General features: G+C 68.3%; 25 protein-coding genes and 1 tRNA gene. 9 read left to right on the plus strand and 17 right to left on the minus strand.

Annotation, left to right across the window (positions count from 1 at the left end; translation table 11 throughout):
• Position 1 precedes the first annotated feature (1 nt).
• A tRNA-Gln gene (locus BLV49_RS00625) sits at positions 2 to 73 on the minus strand.
• A gap of 85 nt (positions 74 to 158) precedes the next feature.
• On the opposite strand from BLV49_RS00625, the gene BLV49_RS00630 reads away from it, so the two are divergent.
• The gene (locus tag BLV49_RS00630) at positions 159 to 659 is read left to right on the plus strand and encodes a MarR family winged helix-turn-helix transcriptional regulator (RefSeq protein WP_091178832.1); all 501 of its coding nucleotides are present in this window, start codon (positions 159 to 161) and stop codon (positions 657 to 659) included.
• 10 nt (positions 660 to 669) lie between these two features.
• Here BLV49_RS00630 and BLV49_RS00635 read toward each other — a convergent pair whose 3' ends face one another.
• The 3 genes from BLV49_RS00635 to BLV49_RS00645 form a co-directional block, all read right to left on the minus strand.
• Positions 670 to 1,329 (minus strand): ABC transporter permease subunit, encoded by a 660-nt coding sequence (locus BLV49_RS00635; RefSeq protein WP_091178833.1) that lies wholly within the window; start codon positions 1,327 to 1,329, stop codon positions 670 to 672.
• Entirely contained in the window at positions 1,329 to 2,357 is a 1,029-nt protein-coding gene (locus tag BLV49_RS00640) for a methionine ABC transporter ATP-binding protein (protein WP_176980677.1), read from the minus strand. The genes BLV49_RS00635 and BLV49_RS00640 overlap by 1 nt, the downstream gene beginning before the upstream one ends.
• Positions 2,358 to 2,446: 89 nt before the next feature.
• Complete coding sequence (locus tag BLV49_RS00645) at positions 2,447 to 3,346, minus strand: MetQ/NlpA family ABC transporter substrate-binding protein (protein ID WP_091178835.1); 900 nt, start codon at positions 3,344 to 3,346, stop codon at positions 2,447 to 2,449.
• A gap of 312 nt (positions 3,347 to 3,658) precedes the next feature.
• Between BLV49_RS00645 and BLV49_RS00650 the strand changes: the two genes are divergently transcribed.
• Together BLV49_RS00650 and BLV49_RS00655 are read left to right on the plus strand one after the other, a co-directional pair.
• Positions 3,659 to 3,862 (plus strand): cold-shock protein, encoded by a 204-nt coding sequence (locus BLV49_RS00650; protein WP_091178836.1) that lies wholly within the window; start codon positions 3,659 to 3,661, stop codon positions 3,860 to 3,862.
• Between the two features lie 193 nt (positions 3,863 to 4,055).
• Positions 4,056 to 4,274, plus strand: coding sequence for a hypothetical protein (locus BLV49_RS00655; RefSeq protein WP_091186529.1), 219 nt, complete (start codon positions 4,056 to 4,058; stop codon positions 4,272 to 4,274).
• 21 nt (positions 4,275 to 4,295) lie between these two features.
• On the opposite strand, the gene BLV49_RS00660 is transcribed toward BLV49_RS00655, so the two are convergent.
• From BLV49_RS00660 to BLV49_RS00680, 5 genes are all read right to left on the minus strand, one after another.
• The gene (locus tag BLV49_RS00660; RefSeq protein WP_091178838.1) at positions 4,296 to 5,087 is read right to left on the minus strand and encodes an ABC transporter ATP-binding protein; all 792 of its coding nucleotides are present in this window, start codon (positions 5,085 to 5,087) and stop codon (positions 4,296 to 4,298) included.
• Positions 5,088 to 5,090: 3 nt separating this feature from the next.
• Positions 5,091 to 6,098: an ABC transporter permease gene (locus tag BLV49_RS00665; RefSeq protein WP_091178840.1), complete on the minus strand. Its 1,008-nt coding sequence runs from the start codon at positions 6,096 to 6,098 to the stop codon at positions 5,091 to 5,093.
• A 21-nt stretch (positions 6,099 to 6,119) separates the two neighbouring features.
• Positions 6,120 to 7,124 (minus strand): ABC transporter substrate-binding protein, encoded by a 1,005-nt coding sequence (locus BLV49_RS00670; protein ID WP_091178843.1) that lies wholly within the window; start codon positions 7,122 to 7,124, stop codon positions 6,120 to 6,122.
• A gap of 220 nt (positions 7,125 to 7,344) precedes the next feature.
• Complete coding sequence (locus tag BLV49_RS00675) at positions 7,345 to 8,670, minus strand: ISL3-like element ISPfr2 family transposase (protein WP_091178846.1); 1,326 nt, start codon at positions 8,668 to 8,670, stop codon at positions 7,345 to 7,347.
• A 594-nt stretch (positions 8,671 to 9,264) separates the two neighbouring features.
• Positions 9,265 to 9,576, minus strand: coding sequence for a putative quinol monooxygenase (locus tag BLV49_RS00680; RefSeq protein WP_091178847.1), 312 nt, complete (start codon positions 9,574 to 9,576; stop codon positions 9,265 to 9,267).
• Positions 9,577 to 9,683: 107 nt separating this feature from the next.
• Between BLV49_RS00680 and BLV49_RS00685 the strand changes: the two genes are divergently transcribed.
• From BLV49_RS00685 to BLV49_RS00700, 3 genes are all read left to right on the plus strand, one after another.
• Positions 9,684 to 10,625 (plus strand): GlxA family transcriptional regulator, encoded by a 942-nt coding sequence (locus BLV49_RS00685; protein WP_091178849.1) that lies wholly within the window; start codon positions 9,684 to 9,686, stop codon positions 10,623 to 10,625.
• Positions 10,626 to 11,176: 551 nt separating this feature from the next.
• Positions 11,177 to 11,386, plus strand: a complete 210-nt coding sequence (locus tag BLV49_RS00695) for a heavy-metal-associated domain-containing protein (protein ID WP_091178851.1) — start codon at positions 11,177 to 11,179, stop codon at positions 11,384 to 11,386.
• A 49-nt stretch (positions 11,387 to 11,435) separates the two neighbouring features.
• Positions 11,436 to 13,739: a heavy metal translocating P-type ATPase gene (locus BLV49_RS00700; protein WP_091178853.1), complete on the plus strand. Its 2,304-nt coding sequence runs from the start codon at positions 11,436 to 11,438 to the stop codon at positions 13,737 to 13,739.
• On the opposite strand, the gene BLV49_RS00705 is transcribed toward BLV49_RS00700, so the two are convergent.
• Genes BLV49_RS00705 through metG form a run of 6 tightly spaced genes read right to left on the minus strand, consistent with a single transcriptional unit; the run spans position 13,687 to position 20,368 of the window.
• Positions 13,687 to 15,492 carry an ABC-F family ATP-binding cassette domain-containing protein gene (locus BLV49_RS00705; protein ID WP_091178856.1) on the minus strand — a complete coding sequence of 602 codons (1,806 nt, stop codon included), beginning with the start codon at positions 15,490 to 15,492 and terminating at the stop codon, positions 13,687 to 13,689. The genes BLV49_RS00700 and BLV49_RS00705 overlap by 53 nt on opposite strands.
• Positions 15,492 to 16,427, minus strand: a complete 936-nt coding sequence (locus tag BLV49_RS00710) for a 4-(cytidine 5'-diphospho)-2-C-methyl-D-erythritol kinase (protein ID WP_091178858.1) — start codon at positions 16,425 to 16,427, stop codon at positions 15,492 to 15,494. The genes BLV49_RS00705 and BLV49_RS00710 overlap by 1 nt, the downstream gene beginning before the upstream one ends.
• A 35-nt stretch (positions 16,428 to 16,462) precedes the next feature.
• Entirely contained in the window at positions 16,463 to 16,999 is a 537-nt protein-coding gene (locus BLV49_RS00715) for a hypothetical protein (RefSeq protein WP_091178860.1), read from the minus strand.
• On the minus strand, positions 16,996 to 17,844 hold the full coding sequence (rsmA, locus tag BLV49_RS00720; RefSeq protein ID WP_091178862.1) for a 16S rRNA (adenine(1518)-N(6)/adenine(1519)-N(6))-dimethyltransferase RsmA: 849 nt from the start codon (positions 17,842 to 17,844) through the stop codon (positions 16,996 to 16,998). The genes BLV49_RS00715 and rsmA overlap by 4 nt, the downstream gene beginning before the upstream one ends.
• The gene (locus BLV49_RS00725) at positions 17,841 to 18,776 is read right to left on the minus strand and encodes a TatD family hydrolase (protein WP_091178864.1); all 936 of its coding nucleotides are present in this window, start codon (positions 18,774 to 18,776) and stop codon (positions 17,841 to 17,843) included. The genes rsmA and BLV49_RS00725 overlap by 4 nt, the downstream gene beginning before the upstream one ends.
• 11 nt (positions 18,777 to 18,787) lie before the next feature.
• Entirely contained in the window at positions 18,788 to 20,368 is a 1,581-nt protein-coding gene (metG, locus tag BLV49_RS00730; RefSeq protein WP_091178866.1) for a methionine--tRNA ligase, read from the minus strand.
• A gap of 86 nt (positions 20,369 to 20,454) precedes the next feature.
• Between metG and BLV49_RS00735 the strand changes: the two genes are divergently transcribed.
• The 3 genes from BLV49_RS00735 (at position 20,455) to BLV49_RS00745 (ending at position 22,828) form a co-directional block, all read left to right on the plus strand.
• Entirely contained in the window at positions 20,455 to 21,312 is an 858-nt protein-coding gene (locus tag BLV49_RS00735; RefSeq protein ID WP_091178868.1) for an aldo/keto reductase, read from the plus strand.
• 9 nt (positions 21,313 to 21,321) lie between these two features.
• Positions 21,322 to 21,843 carry an ASCH domain-containing protein gene (locus BLV49_RS00740; protein ID WP_434061444.1) on the plus strand — a complete coding sequence of 174 codons (522 nt, stop codon included), beginning with the start codon at positions 21,322 to 21,324 and terminating at the stop codon, positions 21,841 to 21,843.
• A 70-nt stretch (positions 21,844 to 21,913) separates the two neighbouring features.
• Positions 21,914 to 22,828 carry an MFS transporter gene (locus BLV49_RS00745; protein WP_091178870.1) on the plus strand — a complete coding sequence of 305 codons (915 nt, stop codon included), beginning with the start codon at positions 21,914 to 21,916 and terminating at the stop codon, positions 22,826 to 22,828.
• A 5-nt stretch (positions 22,829 to 22,833) separates the two neighbouring features.
• Here BLV49_RS00745 and BLV49_RS00750 read toward each other — a convergent pair whose 3' ends face one another.
• A complete protein-coding gene (locus BLV49_RS00750; protein ID WP_091178872.1) occupies positions 22,834 to 23,148 on the minus strand; it encodes a hypothetical protein in 315 nt (104 codons plus the stop codon).
• Between the two features lie 22 nt (positions 23,149 to 23,170).
• Entirely contained in the window at positions 23,171 to 23,986 is an 816-nt protein-coding gene (gene rsmI, locus BLV49_RS00755; protein WP_091178873.1) for a 16S rRNA (cytidine(1402)-2'-O)-methyltransferase, read from the minus strand.
• Positions 23,987 to 24,042 lie beyond the last annotated feature (56 nt).

Below are 24,042 nucleotides of genomic sequence, written 5' to 3' on the forward strand. Positions count from 1 at the left end.
GCTCCGCCTCCAGGACTCGAACCTGGACTTAACAGCTCCAAAGGCTGTCGTGCTGCCATTACACCAAGGCGGACCACGCGTCGTGAAAAACGCGCAGGTTCCAGTCTGCCAGATGTCACGCTGTGCGCCCGCCGCACTCGACCCACGATAATGGAGGAATGCCCGAGCAGGATGACGAGGTGGACCGCATCGTCCACGCGTGGGAGCGCGAGCGCCCCGACCTCACGTTCTCGCCTCTTCAGGTGCTCTCCCGCGTCGGCCGGCTCTCCCGTCACCTCGAGCTCGCGCGTCGCAACGCGTTCACGCGTTCGAAGCTCGAGTCGTGGGAGTTCGACGTGCTGTCGGCCCTTCGGCGCGCGGGGGAACCGTTCACGCTCAGTCCCAAGCAGCTGCTGCTGCAGACGCTCGTCTCAAGCGGGACGATGACGAATCGCATCGACCGGCTCGTGACTCGGGGGCTCGTCGAGCGCCGTACGGACCCGAATGACGGTCGCGGCATCCTCGTGGTTATGACCGCGACGGGGCTGGCTCAAGTGGATGCCGCCATCACGCGGCTCGTCGACGCTGAGGCGGAGCTGCTCGCCGTGCTCTCCCCCGCGGAGCAGACGAAGCTCGCGGGCCTCCTGCGCAAGCTCATCCTCGGCTTCGACGAGGTCTGAGCCGGTCGCCTCAGCGGCGCAGCACTTTCCGCGCCAGCCAGTTGCCGACGAACTGCACGATCTGCACGATGATGACGATCACGATGACGGCGGCCCAGGTGACGACGGGCTCGAACTGGCGGTAGCCCCACTGGATGGCGAAGGTTCCGAGCCCGCCGCCGCCGAGGTACCCGGCGAGGGCCGACATCTCGACGATGGCGACGAACACGAAGGTGTAGCCGAGGATGAGCGGGCCGAGCGCCTCGGGAAGCACGACGGACCAGATCGTCCGCAGTCTGCTTGCTCCCGCCGCGCGCGATGCCTCGATGACGCCGGGCGAGACGGTGACGAGGTTCTGCTCGACGATTCGGCTGACGCCGAAGATGGCGGCGAGGGAGATCGCCATGATCATCGCATCGTTTCCGATTCCCTTGCCGATCACAAGGCGCACGAGCGGCTGTATCGCGGGAATGAAGATGATGAACGGGATCGGGCGGAAGAAGTTGACGATGACGTTGAGGATGGTGAACACCGCCGAGTTGGCGTAGATGCCGCCGCGGCGGGTGACGTAGAGCGCGAGGCCGAGAATGAGGCCTCCGGCGCCGCCGAACAGGAGGCTGAACGCGACGAGGTATAGCGTCGCGCCCGTCTCTTCGAGAAGGTTGGGCAGCAGCTCGATCAACCGGTCCATCAGGCGGCCTCCACCACGTCGATCGCCTCGCCGATCCGGCGCAGGGCTGCCTCGATTGAGTCGTCATCGCCCGTGAGCGCGAGCGTCAGGTGGCCGAACGCGCGACCGCGAATGTCGTTGATTCCGCCATAGACGAGTTCGAAGCCGACGCCGGCGCGGGCGAGTTCGAGGAAGACGTCGCCCTGCGAGCGATGGCCATCGCGGAACGAGAACGTGACGATGCGGCCAGGATGGCGCTCCCGCAGAGCCGCGACTTCGGCGGCATCCGGAACTCCCTTCACGACCGTCGACACGAAACGACGGGATGCCGCATGCTGCGGTTGTGAGAAGACGTCGAACACGTCGCCCTGTTCGATGATGCGCCCCTTCTCCATCACGGCGACGCGTGTCGCGATGGACTGGATGACGTCCATTTCGTGTGTGATGACGACGATCGTGACGCCGAGTTCACGGTTCACCCGGTCGAGCAGGCCCAGAACTTCGTGCGTCGTCTCAGGGTCAAGGGCACTCGTGGCCTCGTCGGCGAGGAGGATGCGCGGCGACGACGCGAGCGCGCGCGCAATGCCCACGCGCTGCTTCTGACCGCCCGAGAGCTGGTCGGGGTAGCTGCGTCCCTTGTCGGCGAGGCCGACGAAGTCGAGGAGCTCCGCGACGCGGCGTTTGCGCTCTGCCTTCCCGACTCCGGCGACGACGAGCGGGTACGCGATGTTCTTCGCGACGGTCTTGGAATTGAAGAGGTTGAACTGCTGAAAGATCATGCCGATCTCGAGGCGCAGCTTACGCAGCTCGCTTTCGGCGAGAGTCGTGATGTCGGTGCCGTCGACGATCACGTGTCCGCTCGTGACCGGCTCAAGCGCATTGATGAGCCGCACGAGCGTTGATTTCCCTGCGCCCGAATAGCCGATGATGCCGAACACTTCGCCCGCTTCGATGTCGAGGCTGACGCCGTCGATGGCATGAATGAGCTGCCCCTTGTCTGATGGAGAGGGATATGACTTCGTCACATCCTTGAGGCTGACGATCGGCACGATGTGTCCTTCGGGTTTCACAGCGAATCCGGCGGGTGGAGTTCACCCGCCGGACACGCGACGTTGCAGTATGGGGAGAGTTTAGGTGCTCAGCCCTTCGCCTTGATGTCGGCGACCACGTCGTCGAGGGACGACTGGAGGTCAGCGGCGGGCGTCTTGACGAACACGGCGGTGCCGCCGGACTTCTCCTGGACGGCGTCGAGCACGTCCTGGTTGCTCTGGTAGATGTCGACGAGCTTGTTGTACACCTCGTTGTCCTTGTCAGCCGCGCGGGTGACGAAGATGTTGATGTACGGAACCGCGTTCGGGTCGTTCGGGTCGTCCTGCGCGAGAGCGTCGGAGGCCTTCAGGCCGGCGTCTTCGATGAAGTCGTTGTTGATGATCGCGGCGGCGAGATCAGGGAGCGACGTAGGCGTGAGGCTCGCCTCGAGTGCCGTGACCTTGACCTTGGACTTCGCTTCGTCGACGTCAGACACGGTGGAGAAGACGCTTCCGCCGTCCTTCAGAGTGATGAGACCGGCGGACTGCAGCACGAGGAGTCCGCGCGCCTGGTTCGACTCGTCGTTGGGAACGGCTACCTCCGAACCCTTGGGGATGTCGGCGACCGAGTCGTACTTCGTCGAGTACAGTCCGAGCGGGTAGATCGCCGTGGCTCCGATCGGCGTGAGGTCATCGTTTGAAGCCTCGTTGTACTGTGCCAGGTAGATGATGTGCTGGAACTGGTTGATGTCGATGTCGCCCTCGCTCAGCGCGGGGTTCGGCTGCGCGTAGTCGGAGAAGTCGATGATGTCGACCGAGATGCCCTCGTCCGCCGCGGCCTTCTTGTAGATGTCCCACTCGGGGTCGCTCGCACCGATGACACCGATCTTGACGGGGTTGTCGGCGCTGCCCTTCTCCGCATCGTCCGATGCGGCTTGGCCTGAGCACGCGGCGAGTGCGGCGACGAGGGGCAGAGCGGCGAGCGCTGCGAGGATCTTCTTCTTGGACACGGGTATTCCTTCTTCTCCAGGGGTGCCCCTCAACGTTAGGTCGCGACCTGCGAACACGAAAACGGCGCCGTAACAGACCGAAATCTGCCCGAATGGCGCCACGGAGACACTTTCTGATGACGGATTTGTTACAACTCTCGAATTTCGGCCCCCGCTCCGCTAGGTTGAGTCCCGCAGTAGTTGTGGACGCAGTGATTTTTTGCGCATCGCCCGTCGAAGGGTGACGGTTGATGCTCTTGAGGGAGCGGACAGAAACGCGGCACTTAGCGCGTCCCGACAGTCGGGGCCCGCACAACTCAAGGAGTAACACCCATGGCAACCGGCACCGTCAAGTGGTTTAACGCCGAAAAGGGCTTCGGCTTCATCACTCCGGCCGACGGCTCGTCCGACGTCTTCGCTCACTACTCGGCGATCGCTACGAGCGGCTACCGCACGCTCAACGAGAACCAGCAGGTCGAGTACGAGGTCGCGCAGGGCCCGAAGGGCCTGCAGGCCGAGAACATTCGTCCTCTGTGAGCTGACACAGCTGACCCTCGAAGGCTCCGCGGATGTGATCCGCGGAGCCTTCGTCGTCGGCAGACGCAGGTCATTCGCCGTCCACAATCTGAGGGCGGGGTCGGTTCTCCCCGGCCATTCGGCGGATCTGCTCGCCGCACCACGTGAGGTGGCATTCTCACTGGTGGCGAGCGAGTATGGGGATGTGATCGAGATGACCGAACCTCAGGTGTGGACGCTCATCGGCGTGTTCGCCGCTGCGCTGTTCGGCGTGCTCACACTGATGTCGACGATGTTCCTGCGAGTCATTCGCGCCGAGATCGGCGGCCTTCGTGCAGAGATGCGCGCCGAATTCGGTCGCGTGCACGACAAGATCGACTCATTGGACCGCGACGTCCAGGCGCTGACGAAGCGCATTTACGGCGTCGAGTAGAGGTTCTCTACCGCCACCCGTTCAGGTCAGCAGGGTCCGATCGTCGAGGGCGGCGCCCTTGATCTTCGAGAACTCCTCGAGGAGTCGCGGAACGGTGAGCGTTCGCTTCTGGACTTCCGACGCCTCGAAGACGATGCGGCCCTCGTGCATCATGACGAGCCGGTTGCCGAGCTTGATCGCCTGCTCCATGTTGTGAGTGACCATGAGTGTCGTGAGCCGGCCCTGCGTGACGATGCGCTGAGTGAGGTCCGCGACGAGGGCGGCGCGCTGCGGGTCGAGCGCGGCCGTGTGCTCATCGAGCAGCAGGATGCGCGGCCGGGTGAACCCGGCCATCAAGAGCGACAGCGCCTGTCGCTGGCCGCCGGAGAGCAGGCCGACCTTCGCCGGGAGCCGGTTCTCGAGACCGAGCTCAAGGGAGGCGAGTTCGTCGCGGAAGCGCTCGCGCTGCTTTGCGGTGAGCGCGAACCCGAGGCCGCGAGTGCGACCGCGGCGGAGCGCGAGGGCCAGGTTCTGTTCGATCGTGAGGTTCGGGGCGGTGCCCGCCATGGGGTCCTGGAACACGCGGCCGATGAACTTGGCACGCTGGAATTCCTTGAGCCGGTTGACCCGCTTGCCGTCGATCTCGATCGAGCCGGAGTCAACGGTGTAGCGCCCGGAGATCGCGTTGAGGAGCGTCGACTTGCCGGCGCCGTTCGAGCCGATCACGGTGACGAAGTCTCCTTCGTCGAGCCGAAGGCTCAGCTCAACGAGCGCGCGGCGCTCGTTGAGCGTTCCCGGGAAGAAGGTCTTGGAGATGGAGTCGATCGCGAGCATGGGCTACCTTCCCTCGTTCGTCGATGATTCTGCGGCCCCAGAGAGCTCAGCGGTTCCGGCATCCGCCGCCACGTCTTCCCGTTCAGGAGCGGGTTCGCGAGGTGGCACGCGCCCGCCGCGGCCCCGCAATGACGGCACGCGCTTGAGGAACCCCCACCGCGGCAGCAGCAGCGCGAGCACGACGAGCACGGCCGTGACGAGCTTCATGTCGTTGGGGTCGAGTCCCACGCGCATGGCGAAGAAGATGATGAGACGGTAGAGCACCGCGCCGAAGACGACCGCGAAGCTCGCGATCCAGATGAATCGCTGCCCCAGCACCGCTTGACCGAGGATGACTGAGGCGAGGCCGACGAGGATGAGGCCGATGCCCATGCTGATGTCGGCGAATCCCTGATACTGCGCGACGAAAGCGCCGCAGAGCGCGACGAGACCGTTCGACAGCGCGAGCGTGAGAATCGTCGTGCCGTCCGTCGAGACTCCGAAGCTGCGGATCATGGGTCCGTTGTCGCCGGTCGCCTGGATGGCGAGACCGAGGTTCGTGGAGAGAAACCAGTCCACGATGAGCTTGAACACCATGACGGCGACGAAGAGGATGCCGATGCTCGGCCACGTACCGAGCACATGCGCGTCCTTGAGCGGAGTGAAGACGGTGTCGGCACGCAGCAGGGGAAGGTTCGCCGCTACCGACGCTCCCTCTTTCGCTGTTCCCATGATGCGGAGGTTGACCGACCAGAGAGCGATCATGGTGAGGATTCCCGCCAGAAGGCCGTCGATTCGGCCCTTGGTGTGCAGCAGGCCCGTGATGGCTCCCGCCACGAGCCCCGCCCCGCCACCGGCGAGGGTGGCGAGGACGGGGTTGTGTCCGTTCGTGATCAGCGCCGCCGCGACGGCGGCTCCGGTCGTGAAGCTTCCGTCGACCGTGAGGTCGGGAAAGTTGAGAACGCGGAACGTGAGGTACACGCCGAGCGCCATCACACCGTAGATGAGCCCGAGCTCGAGTGCGCCGATCATGGGGGTCCTAACTGCGTTGGTCTATTCGACCGTTTCGGCCTTGTCGAGGATGTCCTCGGGAATCGTGACGCCCATGCGCTCGGCTGCTCCCGGGTTCACGACGTACGAGAACTCCTTTGAGACCTCGACGGGCATCGTTGCCGGGTCCCCGTCGTTCTCGAGGATCTTGAGCGCCATCTCGCCGGTCTGGTGGCCGAGCTTCTCGTAGTCGATGCCGAGCGTCGCGATAGCGCCGCCCTCGACGGTTCCCGCTTCCGCTCCGATGATCGGGATCTGCTTTCCCTCGGCGTACTGCACGAGGGCGGAGATGCCCGAGACGACAGTGTTGTCCGTCGGCACGTAGATGGCGTCGACGTCGCCGAGCGCTGCCGCGGCCTGCGCGATGTCGTTCGCCGTCGTGACTGTCTGCGACTTGATGGTCATGCCACGCTCGTCGGCCGCGGCCTCCGCCGCCTTCACCTGCACCTCGGAGTTCACCTCACCAGAGCTGTAGACGATGCCGACGACCTTCGCGTCGGGAACGATCTGCTGCAGGAGGTCGAGTTGGTCGCCGATGGGCGCGGCGTCGCTCGTGCCCGTGATGTTTCCGCCCGGCTTCTCGTTCGAGTCGACGAGCTCTGCCGATTCGGCGTCGGTAACGGCGGTGAACAGAACCGGGATGTTGGTGATCGCCTGGGCCGCGGCTTGGGCGGCGGGTGTCGCGACGGCGAGCACCATGTCGAGATCCTGGGACGCGAAGCTCTGCGCGATCGTGACGGCGGTCGACTGCTCGCCGTTCGCGTTCTGCACGTCGAAGTTCACGGTGTCACCGTCGACGTAGCCGGCGTCGATGAACGCCTTCTTGAAGCCTTCGGTCGCCGCGTCGAGCGCGGGGTGCTGCACGAGCTGGCTGATGCCGATCGAGAGCTTCTGCTTCCCTCCGTCCGCGCTGCCTGAGTCACCGGAATCGCCGCTGGCGCATCCGGCGAGGGCGAGCGCGCTCGCGGCGGCGAGCGCGAGGCCCGCCATCACCCTTGTGGTCGTCATGCTGTAGTTCTCCTTTGAATGGATCGGGTACGCGATCTCGCAAGACCGCGAGGCACCCCACGGGTCAGAGCGCAGACCTCGGCGAGGAACGCAGGGGTCACGCGACCTCCGCTCGGGGTGGCGGGGCCGTCCGCCGGGTGGACGCAGCGGCCTCATGCTCTCCCGGAAGTCTGCCAGATTTTCGGCGTCGTCCCCGCATCGGCGGCGCGGTTTTCGCGGCTCATCCCAATCGGGGGTGTAGGAGTTGGGGTCTGAAGCCGCCGGTCTCGAGCAGGCTTCGGGCGATGTAGTTGGTCAGGTTGCGGAACCCGAGTGCGGAGCCGCGCAGGTGTTCGAGCCGTCCGTTGAGCGCCTCGGTCGGCCCGTTGCTGGTGCCGGGTCGTTCGAAGTAGGCGAGCACGTCAGCGGCTCGCTTCTTCAGGGTCCGGCCCAGGGTGGTGAGCTCGGTGAGCACCTTGGGGACGCCGGCGCTGAGGTCGGTGATCAGCTTCTCCATGAGCTCGCGGCCACGTTGCCGGTCCTCGTGGCGATAGGCGGCGATCATGCGCTGGTAGACACCCCAGGTCGCCTCGACCTCGACGTGAGCGTCATCAACGAACAGCGCGCGTAGCCTGTCGCTCTGCTTGTCGGTGAGCAGGTCCGCGCCGGTGTGCAGCGTGCGCCGCGACTTGTAGAGCGGGTCGTCCCTGAACCCACGGTGCCCGTGGATCGCGAGTTGGACCCGGCGCCGGCACCTGTCGAGGGCGTCACCGGCCAGGCGCACGACGTGGAAGGGATCCATCACCGTGACCGCGTCCGGGATCTCCTCTGCAGCGGCGGTCTTGAACCCGGTGAACCCGTCCATCGCGACCACCTCGACCGCGTCACGGAAGGCGTCGTCGCGGTCGGCGAGCCAGGTCTTGAACGCCGCCTTCGACCGGCCCTCGACCATGTCCAGCAGCCTTGCTGGGCCGGCGCCATCGCGGACCGGGGTGAGGTCGATGATCACGGTCACGTACTTGTCGCCACGCCTGGTGTGGCGCCAGACGTGCTCATCGACGCCAATGACCTTCACGCCCTCGAACCGCGTGGGGTCGTTGATCAGCAGCCGCTTGCCTTCAGCCAGGACCGCGTTGTTGGCGGTGTCCCACGCGACCCCGAGTCCCTCGGCGACACGTGCGACGGTGAGGTGTGCGACCACGATCCCTTCCAGCGCCCACCGCAGCCCGGTGCGCGAGAGCTGCGCGCGTGGCTCCGCCGCGGCGCTGGTGTCTTGGCGCCACACGTGTCCGCAGTCGGCACAGCGGTAGCGGCGCACTACAACTTCCAGCACGGTCGGTCGCCAGCCCAGCGGCTCGTGGGCCAACCGCCGGATCACGGTGTCACGAGCAGCGCCTTCGCTGCCGCACCGTCGGCACCACTGATCTGGTTCCACCACGCGGCACGCGAGGACCGCACGATCCGGCTCAAGTCGTTGTCCGGTCACGCTCAGACCGAGGCCGTCGAGTCGAGCGAAGGCGGTCAGGTCAGGGCGGCCGAAGCCGGCCGGCGGGGTAGCGTCGGACACGTCGAGGTCTTTCGGATGGATGGCGTGGGAACCTCCGTCGTCGGGAGACCTCGACGTCTATCTGCGGACCGACGCGCCCGGCCGACCTACACCCTCATCTGAGAAGACCCCTGAAACATCTTCGCCGACGACGGGACCGGCGAGGAGGAGGGCGCGGTGAGCTAAAAGAATGGAGCTTGCTCGGCTTCGACACCGCCGCAAGCTCCGGTGAAACGGTCGGTACTGGTCGGTCGTCGTCGGTCACCACCGGATGGCGGCGTCCTCCACGCTCGGCGTTTGCGCAGGTCAGCGGCTCGTTCGCCCAGTGGGCGCATCAAGCGATAGACGCAAAGCCGAAGTGACTAGGTCGTCGGTTCGATTCCGACAGGCGGCTCCGGCGAACCGTTCTGGTGGTCGCGCGATGCGCTGGCCTCACGGCTCTGCCCGACACCGACGTCGCTCTCCTCTGCGACGGACCCCTCGCCGGCTGAGCGCTCGCGGCCGGCATCCTGTCCGTGTGCCGATAGGCCTCGCACCGCTCGGCAACGCAACGTGGCGTTGCGTCGCGACCTGGCGACGGCTCGGCGGGGCGCGATCGTCTCGTGCGTTGGCGGACTACGGGAGCTTGGACGCGAGGACGTCGGCCGCCAGGATCTCGGGTGCTGCGTCGAGGAGGTGCTGGTTGGCCATCAGGGCTGCGACGATGGCGCCGTTGGCGTGGGCGTCGCGAGCGGCTTCGTCGGGGAATGCATCGAAGATCCAGAAGGTGTCGGCGTGGGTCCTGACCGCGAACCAGACAATCGTTCCTACTTCTTCGTTGGCGAGTGCGACAGCGCCGGCGAGCAGATCGGCGACCGCGTCGTGCTGTCCATCGGCCGCGACGATCTTGGCGACGAAGGCATACGGGAGTGATGCGGGTGTGGGCATGAGGGACTCTCCTTGACGTCGGGGTTCTTCGTGGGACGAGTTCAGCGTATGACGAGCGAGGGCCGGTGGGGAGTGGCGTATACGGCAGTATTGCTATTGTTTACGTCATGCGTATCGGACTGATCGCGATCGACGGCTGCTTCGGTTCGGCTATCGCGTCGATCATCGACATCGTGCGGGTGGCCGACGGAGCCCGCGGCGATGTCGACCCGCGGATCGACCCGATCGAACTCGCCATCCTCGGACCGAAACGGCGAGTGACCACGACGGCATCGATGACCCTGTCGGTGGACCACCCGCTGTCGGAGTCCGGAGAGTTCGACGTGGTCGTCGTCCCTGCGCTTGGAACCCTTACGGCCGCCGCCACCAACGACGTCCTCCAGAGCCGAGATGCTCGTTCGGTCATCGCCTCGCTCGGGCGCCTCGACGAGGCGACCACCCGGATCGCCGCGGCGTGCACCGGCGTGTTCGCTGTCGCCGAGACCGGACGGATGCATCATCGGAGGGCGACGACCAGCTGGTTCCTGGGGCCGGAGTTCCTGAAGCGCTATCCGACCGTCGCCCTCGATCTCGACACCATGGTCGTGGTCGACGGGAACCTCGTCACCGCCGGCGCCGCGTTCGCCCACATCGACCTCGCGCTCTCACTCGTGCGATCGATCAGCCCCGACCTGGCCCAACATGTCGCCAAGCTCCTCATCATCGACGAGCGTCCGTCGCAGGCGGCCTTCGTCGCCTACGAACATCTCCGGCACGAGGACCCGATCGTCGTCGAGTTCGAACGCTTCGTGCGCGCCCGCCTGGACGAACCGTTCAACGTCGCCTCCGTCGCGCAGTCGCTCGGCACCAGCCGGCGCACCCTCGAACGACGAGTCCGTGCGGCGCTCAACCTCACTCCGCTCGGCTTCGTCCAACGGCTTCGCATCGAACGGGCTCGGCACCTCTCAGCAACCACGGACTTCACCTCCGCCGAGATCGCGCTACGGGTCGGCTACGCGAACGCCGAGACTCTGCGCTCCCTCCTGCGCAGGGAGCGACGCCGTTCCTGACCTATCGCCATGCCTGTAGCCGGTGTCCTAGCGCTCGACTGGAACCACCTCTCAGCACGTCGCGTCGACGCTCCTGCGTCGCCCCTGGACGACCCACTCGACACGCCCGCAGCACAGGTCATGTGACGTGTCCCGGCTTCCCGGACGGTCGGGGTTGGGTGGCTGTGATGTCGCTGCGTTCTCGTCGAGGGGGTCAGCAGACTCGATCAGGGTCGACTGGGATGAGACGCGAAGGCGGTCAGGTCAGGGCGGCCGAAGCCGGCCGGCGGGGTAGCGTCGGACACGTCGAGGTCTTTCGGACGGATGGCGTAGGAACCTCCGTCGTCGGGAGACCTCGACGTCTATTTGCGGACCGACGCTCCCGGCCGACCTACACCCTCATCTGGGAAGAGCTGTTTTCGCCCCTGAGCGAGACTTCGGGCGCTGTCGTTGCCAAACCGTGATGGTCTGTGAGCAACGCCGGCGGGGCCGTCCTTGCAGGAATGCCCGCGCGGGGTATACGGTTGAACCAGACGACGATACCCCCCTGGGGTATAAAGCAAGGAGTGAGAATGACGACGAACGAGTACCGAGTGACCGGAATGACCTGCGCGCACTGCGAGATGTCGGTTCGCGAGGAGGTCAGCGAGATCGCCGGCGTGGAGGACATCAGCGTGAGCGCGGAATCCGGCTCGCTCGTCGTCACAGCGTCGAGCGAACTCGACGACGCGACGGTTCTCGCGGCGGTGGAAGAGGCCGGCTACTCCGCGGTTCGCGTTTAGAGCGCACGGCGCTTGCCCGTCGCTAGAGTGCTGACTGAGAAGGACGAGAATGAGCACATCAGCGCCGCCTTCGGGCGGACCCGACATCGAGCTTGAGATCGGCGGGATGACCTGCGCCTCGTGCGCGAACCGCATCGAGAGAAAGCTCAACAAGCTCGACGGCGTGTCGGCGACCGTGAACTATGCGACGGAGAAGGCGAAGGTCTCCGTGCCGGCCGGCTACGACCCCGCGCTCCTTGTCGCCGAAGTCGAGAAGACCGGCTACACCGCGGCGCTCCCCCAGCCGCCTGCAGCAGGTCCCACGTCGACGGTTGCAGAGACCGAGGATCCTGAGCTGACTGCTCTGCGACACCGGCTCGCCGGTTCGATAGCGCTAACAATTCCGGTCATCGCGATGGCGATGATCCCGGCGCTGCAGTTCACCTACTGGCAGTGGGCCTCGCTCACCCTGGCCGCTCCCGTGATCGTGTGGGCCGCGTGGCCGTTCCACAGAGCGGCGTGGACGAACCTCAGGCACGGCACGGCCACAATGGACACGCTCATTTCCATGGGCACCTCCGCGGCGTTCTTGTGGTCGCTCTACGCGCTGTTCTTCGGCACGGCGGGCGTACCGGGCATGACCCACCCGTTCGAGTTCACGATCGCGCCGTCCGAGGGTGCCGGCAACATCTACCTCGAGGTCGGCGCAGGAGTGACGATGTTCATCCTCGCCGGCCGCTACTTCGAGAAGCGCTCCAAGCGCCGAGCCGGCGCCGCGCTGCGCGCCCTCCTCGAGCTCGGCGCGAAGAACGTATCGGTGCTGCGAAACGGCGTCGAAGTCACCATTCCCACGGCGGAGCTGCGCGTGGGCGACGAGTTCATCGTGCGCCCGGGTGAGAAGATCGCGACGGACGGCGTCGTCGTATCGGGCACGTCGGCGGTGGACATGTCGATGCTCACCGGCGAATCGGTTCCCGTCGAAGTGGCCGCCGGCGACACGGTCACGGGCGCCACCGTGAATTCGGGAGGGCGGCTCGTCGTTCGAGCCGCGCGCGTCGGAGCCGACACGCAGCTCGCGCAGATGGCGAAGCTCGTCGAAGACGCGCAGACCGGCAAGGCCGAAGTCCAGCGCCTGGCCGATCGGATCTCCGGTGTCTTCGTGCCGATCGTCATCGTCATCGCGTTCGTCACGCTCGGCACATGGCTCGTGGCCGGCTTCCCGGTCGCCGCCGCGTTCACCGCCGCCGTCGCCGTGCTCGTGATCGCGTGCCCGTGCGCATTGGGACTCGCGACGCCCACGGCGCTTCTTGTCGGAACGGGGCGCGGCGCGCAGATGGGAATCCTCATCAAGGGACCCGAGGTGCTCGAGTCGACCCGCACGGTCGACACTGTCGTGCTCGACAAGACGGGCACCGTGACGACGGGGACGATTGCCCTCGTCGACGTGATCACCGAACCGGGTGTCGACCGCGCCGAGCTGCTGCGCCTCGCGGGTGCCCTTGAGAACGCTTCCGAGCACCCGATCGCGCAGGCGATCGCGAGGGCGGCGGCCCAGGAGGTGGGCCCGCTGCCTGCTCCCGACGAGTTCGCCAACGTCGCGGGCACGGGAGTGCAGGGCGTCGTCGAGGGCTCAGCGGTCATCGTCGGCCGCGAGTCGCTCCTCGCCGCCTGGTCGCAGGCGCTCTCCCCCGAGCTCGCCGCGGCGAAGACGAGCGCCGAGAGCGAGGGCAAGACGGTCGTGGCCGCGGGCTGTGACGGTCGGGCTCGAGGCATCCTCGTCGTCGCCGACACCGTCAAGCCCACGAGCGCCGAGGCCGTCGCGCAGCTGAAGCGGATGGGGCTCGCCCCCGTGCTCCTCACCGGCGACAACGAAGCGGTCGCCCGGCAGATCGCTCGCGACGTGGGCATCGAGCGCGTCTACGCCGAAGTCCTGCCGAAGGACAAGGTCGATGTCATTGCCCGACTGCAGCGCGAGGGCAAGGTCGTCGCCATGGTCGGCGACGGCGTCAACGATGCACCGGCGCTCGCGCAGGCCGACTTGGGCCTGGCGATGGGAACCGGAACCGACGTCGCGATCGAGGCAGCCGACATCACGCTCGTGCGCGGCGATCTCCGCGGCGCCGTCGACGCGATCCGGCTGTCGCGCAAGACGCTCGGCACGATCAAGACGAACCTGTTCTGGGCCTTCGCCTACAACGTGGCGGCGATCCCGATCGCCGCGCTCGGCATGCTCAACCCGATGCTCGCGGGGGCGGCGATGGCGTTCTCGAGCGTGTTCGTCGTCGGCAACAGCCTCCGCCTGCGGGGCTTCCGCAGCACCGCTACGTCTCCAGCTGCTCCGAGAGCTCGAGCCACCGCGTCTCGAGCTCGCTGAGCTCGTTCTCCTGCTCCCGCAGCTGCCCGCTGAGCACGCCGAGCCCCTCGTAGTCGCTCTGGTCGTGCGCCGCGAGCTTCTCGTGGGTGCCGGCGATCTGCGTGCCGAGCTTGGTGATCTTCCGATCGATGGCCGACAGCTCCTTCTCGGCGGCCCGCCGCTCCGCTCCCGTGAGGGCGGTGGAGACGGATGCCGCCGACGCGGCGGGCGCGGATGGCTGCGTCGCAGCATCCGCCATCTGACTCTTTCGCAGCCGCAGGTACTCGTCGACGCCGCCCGGCAGGTGCCGCAGGTGCGTGTCGAGGATCGCGAACTGCTGGTCGGTGACGCGTTCGATGAGGTATCGGTCGTGGCTCACGACGAGGAGCGTGCCCGGCCACGAGTCGAGCAGGTCCTCGATGGCGGCGAGCATGTCGGTGTCGAGGTCGTTCGTGGGCTCGTCGAGGATCAGCACGTTCGGCTGCTCGAGCAGGATCAGCAGGAGCTGCAGGCGGCGCTTCTGCCCGCCGGAGAGATCACGCACGGGCGTGGAGAGCTGCGCGGACGAGAAGCCGAGCCGCTCGAGCAGCTGCCCCGGCGTGAGCTCGGTCGCTTTCGAGCCGGAGCCGATCGTGTACGTCGTGCGGAGCCGCCCGATGACGATGCGCACGGGGTCGTCGAGGTGCTCTTCGAGCTCGTCGAGTCGCTGCGTGAGCGTCGCGACCTTCACCGTCTTGCCGTGCTTCACGCGACCTGTGCTCGGTGCGACGGAGCCGTCGATGAGGCCGAGCAGGGTCGACTTGCCCGCCCCGTTGACGCCGAGGATGCCCGTGCGCTCGCCCGGCGCGATGCGCCACTCGATGTCGCGCAGCACGACCTTGTCGCCGTAGCTCACTCCCGCCTCGAGCAGGTCGACGACGTCCTTGCCGAGGCGTGAGACGGCGAGCGACTGCAGCTCGACGGGGTCGCGGATCTCGGGCACGTCAGCGATGAGCTCATTCGCCGCGTCGATGCGGAACTTGGGCTTCGCGGTGCGCGCCGGCGCTCCGCGCCGCAGCCACGCGAGCTCCTTGCGGGCGAGGTTCTGCCGCTTCTGCTCCGCGACGGCGGCCATGCGGTCGCGTTCGACGCGCTGCAGGATGTAGGCGGCGTAGCCGCCCTCGAACGGCTCGACGATGCGGTCGTGCACCTCCCACGTCGCTGTGCAGATCTCGTCGAGGAACCAGCGGTCGTGCGTGACGACGACGAGCCCGCCGCTGCCGGGCGACCAGCGCCGCTTGAGGTGGTCGGCGAGCCAGGCGATTCCCTCAACGTCGAGGTGGTTGGTCGGCTCGTCGAGGAACAGCACGTCCCAATCGCCGACGAGCAGGGCCGCGAGCGCGACGCGCCGGCGCTGCCCGCCCGAGAGCGAGCCGATCCTGCCCTGCCAGGGGATGTCGGACACGAGTCCCGCGATGACGTCGCGGATGCGCGCGTCGCCCGCCCATTCGTGCTCGGCCATCTCGCCGACGATCGCGCCCGCGACGGTCGCGTCGTCGTCGAGCACGTCGCGCTGGTCGAGCACGCCGATCGTGATCCCGCGGCGATGCGTCACGCGGCCGCTGTCCGGCTCCAGCCGCCCGGCGAGCAGGCCGAGCAGCGTCGACTTGCCGTCGCCGTTGCGGCCGACGATGCCGATGCGGTCGCCCTCGTCGATGCCGATCGTGACGGCGTCGAAGATCACGCGCGTGGGGAATTCGAGGTGCAGGTTCTCCGCACCGAGCAAGTGCGCCATCAGTCGCCCATCACCCGCGCGCCGGCGACGGGGCCCGTGACGTGGCGAGCGTCGAGACCGGATGCCGCGAGGCTCACTTGCAGCTCGAGCGCTGCGTCGGCGTCCGCGGCGAGCAACGCGACGGTCGGGCCGGAACCCGAGACGATGCCGGCGAGGGCGCCGAATCGTTCGCCCTGCTCGAGCGTCGCGGTGAGCTCGGGCCGGATGTGCAGCGCAGCGACCTGCAGGTCGTTGTGCACGGCCTCGGCGAGCATCTCCGCGTCGCCGGCGCGCAGCGCCTGCAGCACCCCCGCGTCGACGACGGGCGAGGACTGCACGGGAGCGATGTCGGCGGCGTGCCGTTCCCTGTGCGCGTCGAGTTCGCCGTAGACCTGCGGCGTCGACATGCCGAAGTCCGCGACGACGAGCACCCAGTGGAAGACGCCTTGCGCGAGAGCGGGGCTCAGCTGGTCGCCCCTGCCGGTTCCGACCGCGGTTCCGCCGGCGAGGGAGAACGGCACGTCGGCGCCGAGCCGCGCGGCGAGCCGCAGGAGCTCGTCGCGCGCGAGGCCCGTCTGCCACAGCGCGTCGCACGCGAGCAGGGCGCCGGCGGCATCCGCCGACCCGCCGCCCATGCCGCCCGCGATCGGCACGTGCTTGTCGATGTGCAAGTGCACGCCGCCCGTGTAGCCGGTCTTCTTCGCGAGCAGCCGCGCGGCCTTCACGGCCAGGTTGTGACGGTCGAGCGGGAGCTCGCTCGTGTCGACGGGGCCGCCGAACGCGACGCTGATCTCGTCGGCGGGGTAGGCGCGCACGTCCTCGAACAGGGACACCGCCTGGTATGCCGTGGCGACGTCGTGGTAGCCGTCGGCGGTGCGCTCGCCCACGTTCATGTAGACGTTGATCTTGCCCGGCGCGCGCACGTGAACGTGCGGGGCTGCGCGCAGATCGGTCATGCATCCAACCTAGTCGAGGTCGCGTGGGAGCATCGTCACGAGCCGGGCAGCCACTGCTTCATCTGCCGCTTCGCCTGCTCGAGCTCGTCGGCGCTCGCGAGCTTCGCCATCGTCAGCACCACGCGGCAGCGATCCTCGCCGAGGGGACTGACCATGCCCTGCAGGGTGCGCCCGTCGGGCAGCTTCCAGCGCACGGAGGGGTTCTTCGCGGTCGGGTTGACGGATGCCGCTTCGCAACCGGTCGCGGAGCGCACCGCGTCGAGGAGCGCATCGAGCCCGTCGGCCGTGCCGACGCCGAGGCCGCGGCTGACGCTGCCCTCGAAGCTGCCGTCGGCGCGCTGACCGGGCAGCCGGCGGCCGATGTGCTGCTCGAAGCCGACGGTGACGCCCTGCGCCCACCAGTCGCCGACGCCGTGCTCGGCGACGAGGTACGCGGCGATCGTCGGATGATCCCACGCGCGAGCGCCCGCCTCGTCGAGAATCGCATGCCACTCGTCCCTGCCGCGACCGGTCGCGGCGCGCACCGCGTCGTCTCCCGCCGTGCGCCGGCTGTCCGAGGTCGCCCCGCTCATGCGGTCGCCGCCTGACGGGCGATGCGCCGGAAGTCGTGGACCGTGAGCGCCTCCCCGCGGGCGGTGGGCGCGACGTCCGCCGCCTCGAGAGCCTTGGATGCCGCCGCCGAACCGCCGAGAACGGCGCCGAGCGACTGCCGCAGCATCTTGCGACGCTGCCCGAAGGCGGCATCCACGAGCCGGAATGTCAGCGCGCGCTCGGCCTCGCTGCCGAACGGCTCGGCGTGCCGCTCGAACTCGACGAGCACGCTGTCGACGTTCGGCACCGGCCAGAACACCTGCCGGCTCACGGTGCCGGCGATGCGCCAGGCGCCGTACCACGCTGCCTTGACGCTCGGGCTGCCGTACACCTTCGAACCGGGAGTCGCGGCGAGCCGGTAGCCGACCTCGGCTTGCACCATGACGACGCCGGCCTGCAGGCTCGGCACGGTCTCGAGGAGGTGCAGCAGCACGGGGACCGACACGTTGTAGGGCAGGTTCGCGACGAGGCGGCTCGGCTCGCCCGGCAGGTCGCGCACGGCGAGCGCGTCCTCGGCGAGCACCGTGAGCGCGGTGCCGGGCGCCATGAGCTCGACGGTCTTCGGCAGCTGCTCGGCGAGGCGTCTGTCGATCTCGATGGCGAGCACGCGCGCGCCGGCCTCGAGCAGGCCGAGGGTGAGGGACCCGAGACCGGGCCCGACCTCGATGACGTGGTCGCCCGGCGCGACGTGCGCTGTCGCGACGATCTTGCGCACCGTGTTCGCGTCGACGACGAAGTTCTGGCCGAGCTTCTTCGTCGGCTGCACGCCGAGCAGCTCGGCGAGATCGCGGATCTCGGCGGGACCGAGCAGACGCACCTCGCTCATCGGTCGGCGATCTCGAACGGGTCCCGCTGGGACGCGACGGGATCGCTGTCCCACTGCCCGTACACGTACTCCGTGTTGGAGGAGATCTGGGCGGCGAGCATCGTGACGTCCGTCTCGAGGTGCTCGGCGATGAAGCGCACGGTGAGCGGAAGCAGGTACGACGAGTTGGGGCGGCCGCGGAACGGCATGGGGGTGAGGAACGGCGCGTCGGTCTCGACGAGCAGGAGCGAGCGCGGCGCCACCTCGAGGGCGCGACGCAGGTTGCCCGCGTTCTTGAACGTCGCGGTTCCCGCGAACGACATGTGCCAGCCGTTCTCGGTGCAGATCTCGGCGAGCTGCACGTCGCCCGAGAAGCAGTGGAACACCGTGCGCTCGGGCGCTCCGACGCGCTTGAGGGTCGCGACGACGTCCTCGTGGGCGTCACGGTCGTGGATCTGCAGGGCGATGTCGTTCTGCTTCGCGATCTCGATGTGCTGCTCGAACGAGCGGATCTGCGCATCGCGGCCGCTCTCGTCGGTGCGGTAGTAGTCGAGTCCCGTCTCCCCCACGGCCCTCACGCGCGGCCGAGTCGCGAGGTCCGCGATCGTCGCGATGCCGTCGTCGAGGGTCCCCTCACGGTCGAGGCGCGGGGTCTCGTTCGGGTGGATCGCGACGGCGGCGACCATGCGCGGCTCGGTCGCCGCGGCCTCCGCCGACCAGATCGAGGAGGCGACGTCGGTGCCGACCTGCACGATGCCGCGCACGCCTGCGGCGGACGCGCGGTCGAGCTGCTCGGGATAGCTGAGCGGCTCCCCGTCCACCTCGATGTCGTCGATTATCGACGGGTCGAGGTGCGTGTGGTTGTCGTAGACCGGCACGACGAGGCTCTCGGGCACGGGCGGGTAGCTGCGATCTCTGCCGCTCTTCTTCGTCGTGCGAGGCTCGGTGCTCATGTCTCCTCCGGTCAGGCGTTCGCGGCTTCGATGCGGGGGAACAGCGCCTCGAGCGGGTGCACCCTCGTCTCGGCGGGAAGCTGGCCCCAGCGACCCGCGTCCCGGATGGGCTGGCTCGCGAGGTCGCCGAGAGCGTCGGCAGCCCCCAGTGCCGTCCACAGCTTATCCGTCGCGATCGGGATCACCGGAGCGAGCAGCACGGCGAGGGCGCGCAGCCCCTCGGTCGCCGTGTAGAGCACCGTCGCGAGCCGGTCGCGATTGGCGGGATCCTTCGCGAGAGCCCACGGCTCCTGGTCGGTGATGTACCCGTTGAGCTCGTCGACGATCGTCCAGATGTGCGCGAGCGCGTCGTGCACGGCGAGCGTGCCGATCGCGGCATCCGCCGCCGCCGCGGCATCCGCCACGACCTTCTGAATGGCCCGATCGTCATCGGAGTAGTCGGATGCCGCTGGCACGACGCCGTCGAAATAGCGGCTCACCATCGCGAGCACGCGCGAGGCGAGGTTGCCGAAGCCGTTCGCGAGCTCGGACTGGTAGCGAGCGGAGAGGTCCTCCCAGCTGAACGAGCCGTCCTGCCCGAACGCGATCGCGCGCATGAAGTAGTAGCGGAACGCGTCGGAGCCGAACGTGTCGGTGATCTCGGTCGGCGCGATGCCCGTGAGCTTCGACTTCGACATCTTCTCGCCGCCGACGAGCAGCCAGCCGTGTCCGAACACGCGCTGCGGAACCTCGAGCCCGGCGGCCATGAGCATGGCCGGCCAGATCACGGCGTGGAAGCGGAGGATGTCCTTTCCGACGATGTGCACGGCGGGCCACAGCCGCTCGAACTTCGCCTCGCCCTGGCCGTAGCCGATCGCGGTGATGTAGTTGAGCAGCGCGTCGAACCACACGTACACGACGTGGGTGTCGTCCCACGGCACCTTCACGCCCCAGTCGAAGCTCGAGCGGGAGATGGACAGGTCGGAGAGCCCCTGCCGCACGAACTGCATGACCTCGTTGCGCGCCGACTCGGGCTGCACGAAGTCGGGCCGCTCCTCGTACAGGGCGAGGAGGCGCTCGGCGAAGTCGCTCATGCGGAAGAAGTAGTTGCGCTCCTGCAGCAGCTCGACGGGCTTCGAGTGGATGGCGCAGACAAGCTGCCCCTCGTAGGCTCCCGTGCCGTCGACGAGCTCGGAGGGCTGCTTGTACTCCTCGCAGCCGACGCAGTAGTAGCCCTCGTACTCGCCGGCGTAGATGAAGCCGTCGTCGTAGAGCTTCTGCAGGAAGGTCTGCACGGCCTCCTCGTGACGCGGCTCGGTCGTGCGGATGAAGTCGTCGTTCGCGACGTTGATCGTCTCGAGAAGCGGACGCCAGCTCGTCTCGACGAGCGTGTCGGCCCACTGCTTCGGACTCACGCCGTTCGCGGTGGCGGTGCGCAGGATCTTCTCACCGTGCTCGTCGGTTCCCGTGAGCATCCACGTGTCGTCCCCCGCCTGGCGGTGCCAGCGCGCCAGCACGTCGGCGGCCACCTCGGTGTACGCGTGCCCGATGTGCGGGGCGTCGTTCACGTAGAAGATGGGAGTCGTGATGTAGAAGGAATCGCCTGAGGACATGGCTTCCATCCTACGGCGCGCGTGCATGCGGTTTCCGCCGGTGACAAGCCCCTGCGCGAGGCGCGTCGCGGCGCTAGTCTCGCAGCATGAAGACGCGACGCATCGGATCATTCACGGTCAGCGCGATCGGCCTCGGCGGCATGCCCATGTCGATCCCCGGCCGCAAGGACCACGACACCTCGATAGCGACAGTGCATGCGGCGCTCGACGCGGGCGTGACGCTCATCGACACCGCCGACGCGTACACGTCGACGGGTGACGGGCAAGGCCACAACGAGCTGCTCATCGCCGAGGCGCTGCGCTCGTACGGCGGTGACACGTCGCACGTGCTCGTCGCGACGAAGGGCGGGCTCGTCTACAAGGAACCGGGGCCGTGGGAGAAGCACGGCTCCCCCACTCATCTGAAGGATGCCGCGCGGCGCTCGGCCGACCGGCTCGGCGTGGACGCGATCGGCCTGTACCAGTTCCACCGGCCGGACCCGGACGTGCCGTACGCGGACTCGATCGGGGCGTTGAAGGACCTCGTCGCGGAGGGCGTCATCGTGCACGCCGGGATCTCGAACGCGAACGAGGAGCAGATCCGCGAGGCGCGCGACATCCTGGGCGACGACCTCGTCTCGGTGCAGAACCAGTTCTCGCCCGCGCACCTCGACAGCCGGCGCGAGCTCGACGTGTGCCTCGAGCTCGGTCTCGCGTTCCTGCCGTGGAGCCCGCTCGGCGGCATCCGAAAGGCCGGTGATCTCGCGACCGAGCATGAGGCGTTCGGTGACCTCGCACTCGAGCTCGAGGTGAGCCCCCAGCAGATCGCGCTCGCGTGGGAGCTCGCTCTCGCGGAGAACGTCATCCCGATCCCGGGTGCGAGCCGGCCGCAGAGCATCGTCGACTCGGCGAAGGCCGCGGACCTCGAGCTGACGGACGAACAGCTGCAGCGGCTCGGCATCTAGACTCCAGACGTGACCCCGACGCTTCCGCGCCCGTTCGACCGCCGGGCGGCCCAGGCGATGTGGGACGCGTACGCGGCCGCGCACCCGCAGGCGCTGCGCACGTCCGACACGTTCTCCGTCGACCGGTTCGGCGACTCGCTCGAGCTCGCGAACGAGCTCCTCGAGGTCGTCATCAACGGTCCCAAGCGGGCGACCGCGACGCTCGCCGCCGAGTTTCGCGCGGCCGGTGAGCCGCTGCCCGAGATCGGCTCCCACTGGGTCGCGTGCGACGGCAACGGCACACCGCGCGCGATCCTTCGCACGATCGAGCTGCGCGTCGCCACCTTCCCGGAGGTCGACGAGCGGTTCGCCTGGGACGAGGGCGAGGACGACCGCAGTCTCGAGAGCTGGCGCGTCGAGCACCGACGCTATTTCGAGCGCACGTGCGCCGCGCGCGGAGAGAGCTTCAGCGAGCAGGACGAGATCATCCTCGAACGGTTCGCCGTCGTGTGGCCGCCCGAGGTGGCCGATCGGCGGCACCACGCGCAGTAGGCTGGCACGGTGCACATCGTGATGTTCCTCTGACGGCCCGCGTCTCGCGAGCGTCAACGCGGCGGCGTGCGTGGGGCTCGCGTTCGCCACTCGGCATGCGGATGCCGCGACGAGCGCGCTCGTGCTCGCGCTCAGCGCCGCGCTCGGGCTCAGCGCACCCCCGCTCGGCGCCGCGATGCGCGTGCTGTGGGCCTCGCTCACCACGCCGGGCACGCAGCGCTCTCGCGCGTTCAGCCTCGACGCCGTCGCGGAAGAGCTGCTCTTCGTCGCGGGCCCCGTCGTGATCACCGCCGTCATCGTCGCGTCCTCGCCGGCGGTCGGCCTCGTCGTCACGGCCGCTGCGGTGTTCCTCGGGACCCTCGGCATGACGACGAGCGCGGTCTCTGCGTCGCAGCGCGGCAGCCGCGCGCAGACCCTGCGGGAGCACCGGCCGCTCGCTCAGCCCGGGTTCGCGCGCACGCTCGTCGCGCTGCTCGGCGTCGGAGCGGTTCTCGGAACCGTCGAGATCGCCGCGCCCGCTCTCGCGACGAATCAGGGCGCTCTCGAGCTCTCGGGATGGCTGCTCGCGGCGTTCGCGGGAGGAAGCGCGATCGGCGGCCTCGTCTATGGGCAGCGCGAGCACTCGTCGTCGCTCGGAGTGCGGCTCGTCGTGCTGAGCGTCGGCATGGGACTCGCCGCTCTCATCGCCTCGCAGGTCACGGCGATTCCCGTGTTCGCGGTGCTCCTCGTCGCGATCGGAGCGTTTCTCGCGCCCTCCCTCATCACGGGCTATCTCATGGCGGACGCGCTCGTTCCCGAGGGCAGCCGCACCGAGGCGTCGACGTGGATCAACACGGCGGTGAACCTCGGGGCGGCGCTCGCCTCCGCCGGCGCGGGCGTGGTCATCGACGAAGTCGGCGCCGGACTCGCTCTCGCCGGGTGCGGCGGCCTCGCTGTCGTGCTCGCGGCCGCGGCGCCGTTTCGGCGTGGCGTCTCGACGGCGTGACGGCGTCAGCGCTTCTCGTCCGGCATCCAGTTGACGGGTTTGATGCGCTCCGCGAGCGCCATCCACACGGCGAAGACGAGGAATCCGGCCTCGAAGCGCGGCAGGTCAGCGTTCCAGCGCGCGGGCGCGCCTCGCCGCCGGAGCAGGAGGGCGAGCCCCACGCCGAGGTTGAGCAGCCCCCACACGGCATTGACGCGCGGTCCCGAGTCGCGACCGCCGAGCGGCGTCAGGTGCCGGCGCCCGCTGGCGGCGGTGGCCAAGTGCGGAGCGCTGTTTGCGACGAGGACACCGGCGACGAAGGAGCGTGCGGGATGTGCCATCCGGCCACGATAGACGACGGCGTCACCGCGCGTCGAGAGCCGCCTGATACAGCTCGCGCTTCGAGAGCCCCGTCTCGGCGGCGACGGCGGAGGCGGCATCCTTGAGCCTCTCCCCCGCCGTGACGCGCGCCTGCACCTGCGCGAGCGCGTCGGCCGGGTCGGCGGATGCCGCGGGCGCACCCGCGACGACGAGAACGATCTCCCCCTTGACGCCGTCAGCGGCCCACGCGGCGAGCTCTGCGGCGGCGCCGCGCTTGACCTGCTCGTACAGTTTGGTCAGCTCGCGGCACACCGCCACGCGGCGTTCGTCGCCGAGCTCGCTCGCGACGTCGGCGAGCGCGGAGGCGATGCGCTGCGGGGACTCGAAGAAGACCATCGTGCGGCGCTCGCCCGCGAGCTGACGCAGAGCCTGGCGGCGCTCGCCGGGCTTCCGCGGCAGGAAGCCCTCGAACGTGAACCTGTCGGTGGGCAGCCCCGAGACGGCGAGCGCGGTGACAACGGCGCTCGGACCGGGGATGACGGTGACGTCGACGCCCGCGGCGATGGCGGCCTGCACGAGGTGGTAGCCGGGGTCGGAGACGGTCGGCATTCCCGCGTCGCTCATGACGACGAGGTCGGCGTCGCGCGCGAGTTCGACGAGCTCGGCGCTCTTCTCGCGCTCGTTGTGGTCGTGCAGCGGAACGAGCTTCGGCTTGTTCGCGATGCCGAGCCCTTTGAGCAGCCGCACCGTCGAACGGGTGTCTTCGGCGGCGACGAGGCTCGCCGACTCGAGCGTCTCGACGAGGCGCGCGGAGGCGTCGCCGAGGTTGCCGATCGGCGTTGCCGCGAGAATGATCATGCTGCCAGTCTGCCACCGGCTCAGTGGGCGGATAGCCGGCGATGGCTAGCATGGCA

The sequence above is a fragment of the Paramicrobacterium humi genome, from assembly GCF_900105715.1.
GTDB classification, from domain to species: Bacteria; Actinomycetota; Actinomycetes; order Actinomycetales; family Microbacteriaceae; genus Paramicrobacterium; species Paramicrobacterium humi.

Excerpts from the sequence above, each read along its gene's own strand:
- BLV49_RS00630 (WP_091178832.1), top strand. The coding sequence starts at position 159 with ATGCCCGAGCAGGATGACGAGGTGGACCGCATCGTCCACGCGTGGGAG.
- BLV49_RS00635 (WP_091178833.1), bottom strand. The coding sequence starts at position 1,329 with ATGGACCGGTTGATCGAGCTGCTGCCCAACCTTCTCGAAGAGACGGGC.
- BLV49_RS00650 (WP_091178836.1), top strand. The coding sequence starts at position 3,659 with ATGGCAACCGGCACCGTCAAGTGGTTTAACGCCGAAAAGGGCTTCGGC.
- BLV49_RS00655 (WP_091186529.1), top strand. The coding sequence starts at position 4,056 with ATGACCGAACCTCAGGTGTGGACGCTCATCGGCGTGTTCGCCGCTGCG.
- BLV49_RS00660 (WP_091178838.1), bottom strand. The coding sequence starts at position 5,087 with ATGCTCGCGATCGACTCCATCTCCAAGACCTTCTTCCCGGGAACGCTC.
- BLV49_RS00665 (WP_091178840.1), bottom strand. The coding sequence starts at position 6,098 with ATGATCGGCGCACTCGAGCTCGGGCTCATCTACGGTGTGATGGCGCTC.
- BLV49_RS00670 (WP_091178843.1), bottom strand. The coding sequence starts at position 7,124 with ATGACGACCACAAGGGTGATGGCGGGCCTCGCGCTCGCCGCCGCGAGC.
- BLV49_RS00680 (WP_091178847.1), bottom strand. The coding sequence starts at position 9,576 with ATGCCCACACCCGCATCACTCCCGTATGCCTTCGTCGCCAAGATCGTC.
- BLV49_RS00685 (WP_091178849.1), top strand. The coding sequence starts at position 9,684 with ATGCGTATCGGACTGATCGCGATCGACGGCTGCTTCGGTTCGGCTATC.
- BLV49_RS00695 (WP_091178851.1), top strand. The coding sequence starts at position 11,177 with ATGACGACGAACGAGTACCGAGTGACCGGAATGACCTGCGCGCACTGC.
- BLV49_RS00700 (WP_091178853.1), top strand. The coding sequence starts at position 11,436 with ATGAGCACATCAGCGCCGCCTTCGGGCGGACCCGACATCGAGCTTGAG.
- BLV49_RS00705 (WP_091178856.1), bottom strand. The coding sequence starts at position 15,492 with ATGGCGCACTTGCTCGGTGCGGAGAACCTGCACCTCGAATTCCCCACG.
- BLV49_RS00710 (WP_091178858.1), bottom strand. The coding sequence starts at position 16,427 with ATGACCGATCTGCGCGCAGCCCCGCACGTTCACGTGCGCGCGCCGGGC.
- BLV49_RS00715 (WP_091178860.1), bottom strand. The coding sequence starts at position 16,999 with ATGAGCGGGGCGACCTCGGACAGCCGGCGCACGGCGGGAGACGACGCG.
- rsmA (WP_091178862.1), bottom strand. The coding sequence starts at position 17,844 with ATGAGCGAGGTGCGTCTGCTCGGTCCCGCCGAGATCCGCGATCTCGCC.
- BLV49_RS00725 (WP_091178864.1), bottom strand. The coding sequence starts at position 18,776 with ATGAGCACCGAGCCTCGCACGACGAAGAAGAGCGGCAGAGATCGCAGC.
- metG (WP_091178866.1), bottom strand. The coding sequence starts at position 20,368 with ATGTCCTCAGGCGATTCCTTCTACATCACGACTCCCATCTTCTACGTG.
- BLV49_RS00735 (WP_091178868.1), top strand. The coding sequence starts at position 20,455 with ATGAAGACGCGACGCATCGGATCATTCACGGTCAGCGCGATCGGCCTC.
- BLV49_RS00750 (WP_091178872.1), bottom strand. The coding sequence starts at position 23,148 with ATGGCACATCCCGCACGCTCCTTCGTCGCCGGTGTCCTCGTCGCAAAC.
- rsmI (WP_091178873.1), bottom strand. The coding sequence starts at position 23,986 with ATGATCATTCTCGCGGCAACGCCGATCGGCAACCTCGGCGACGCCTCC.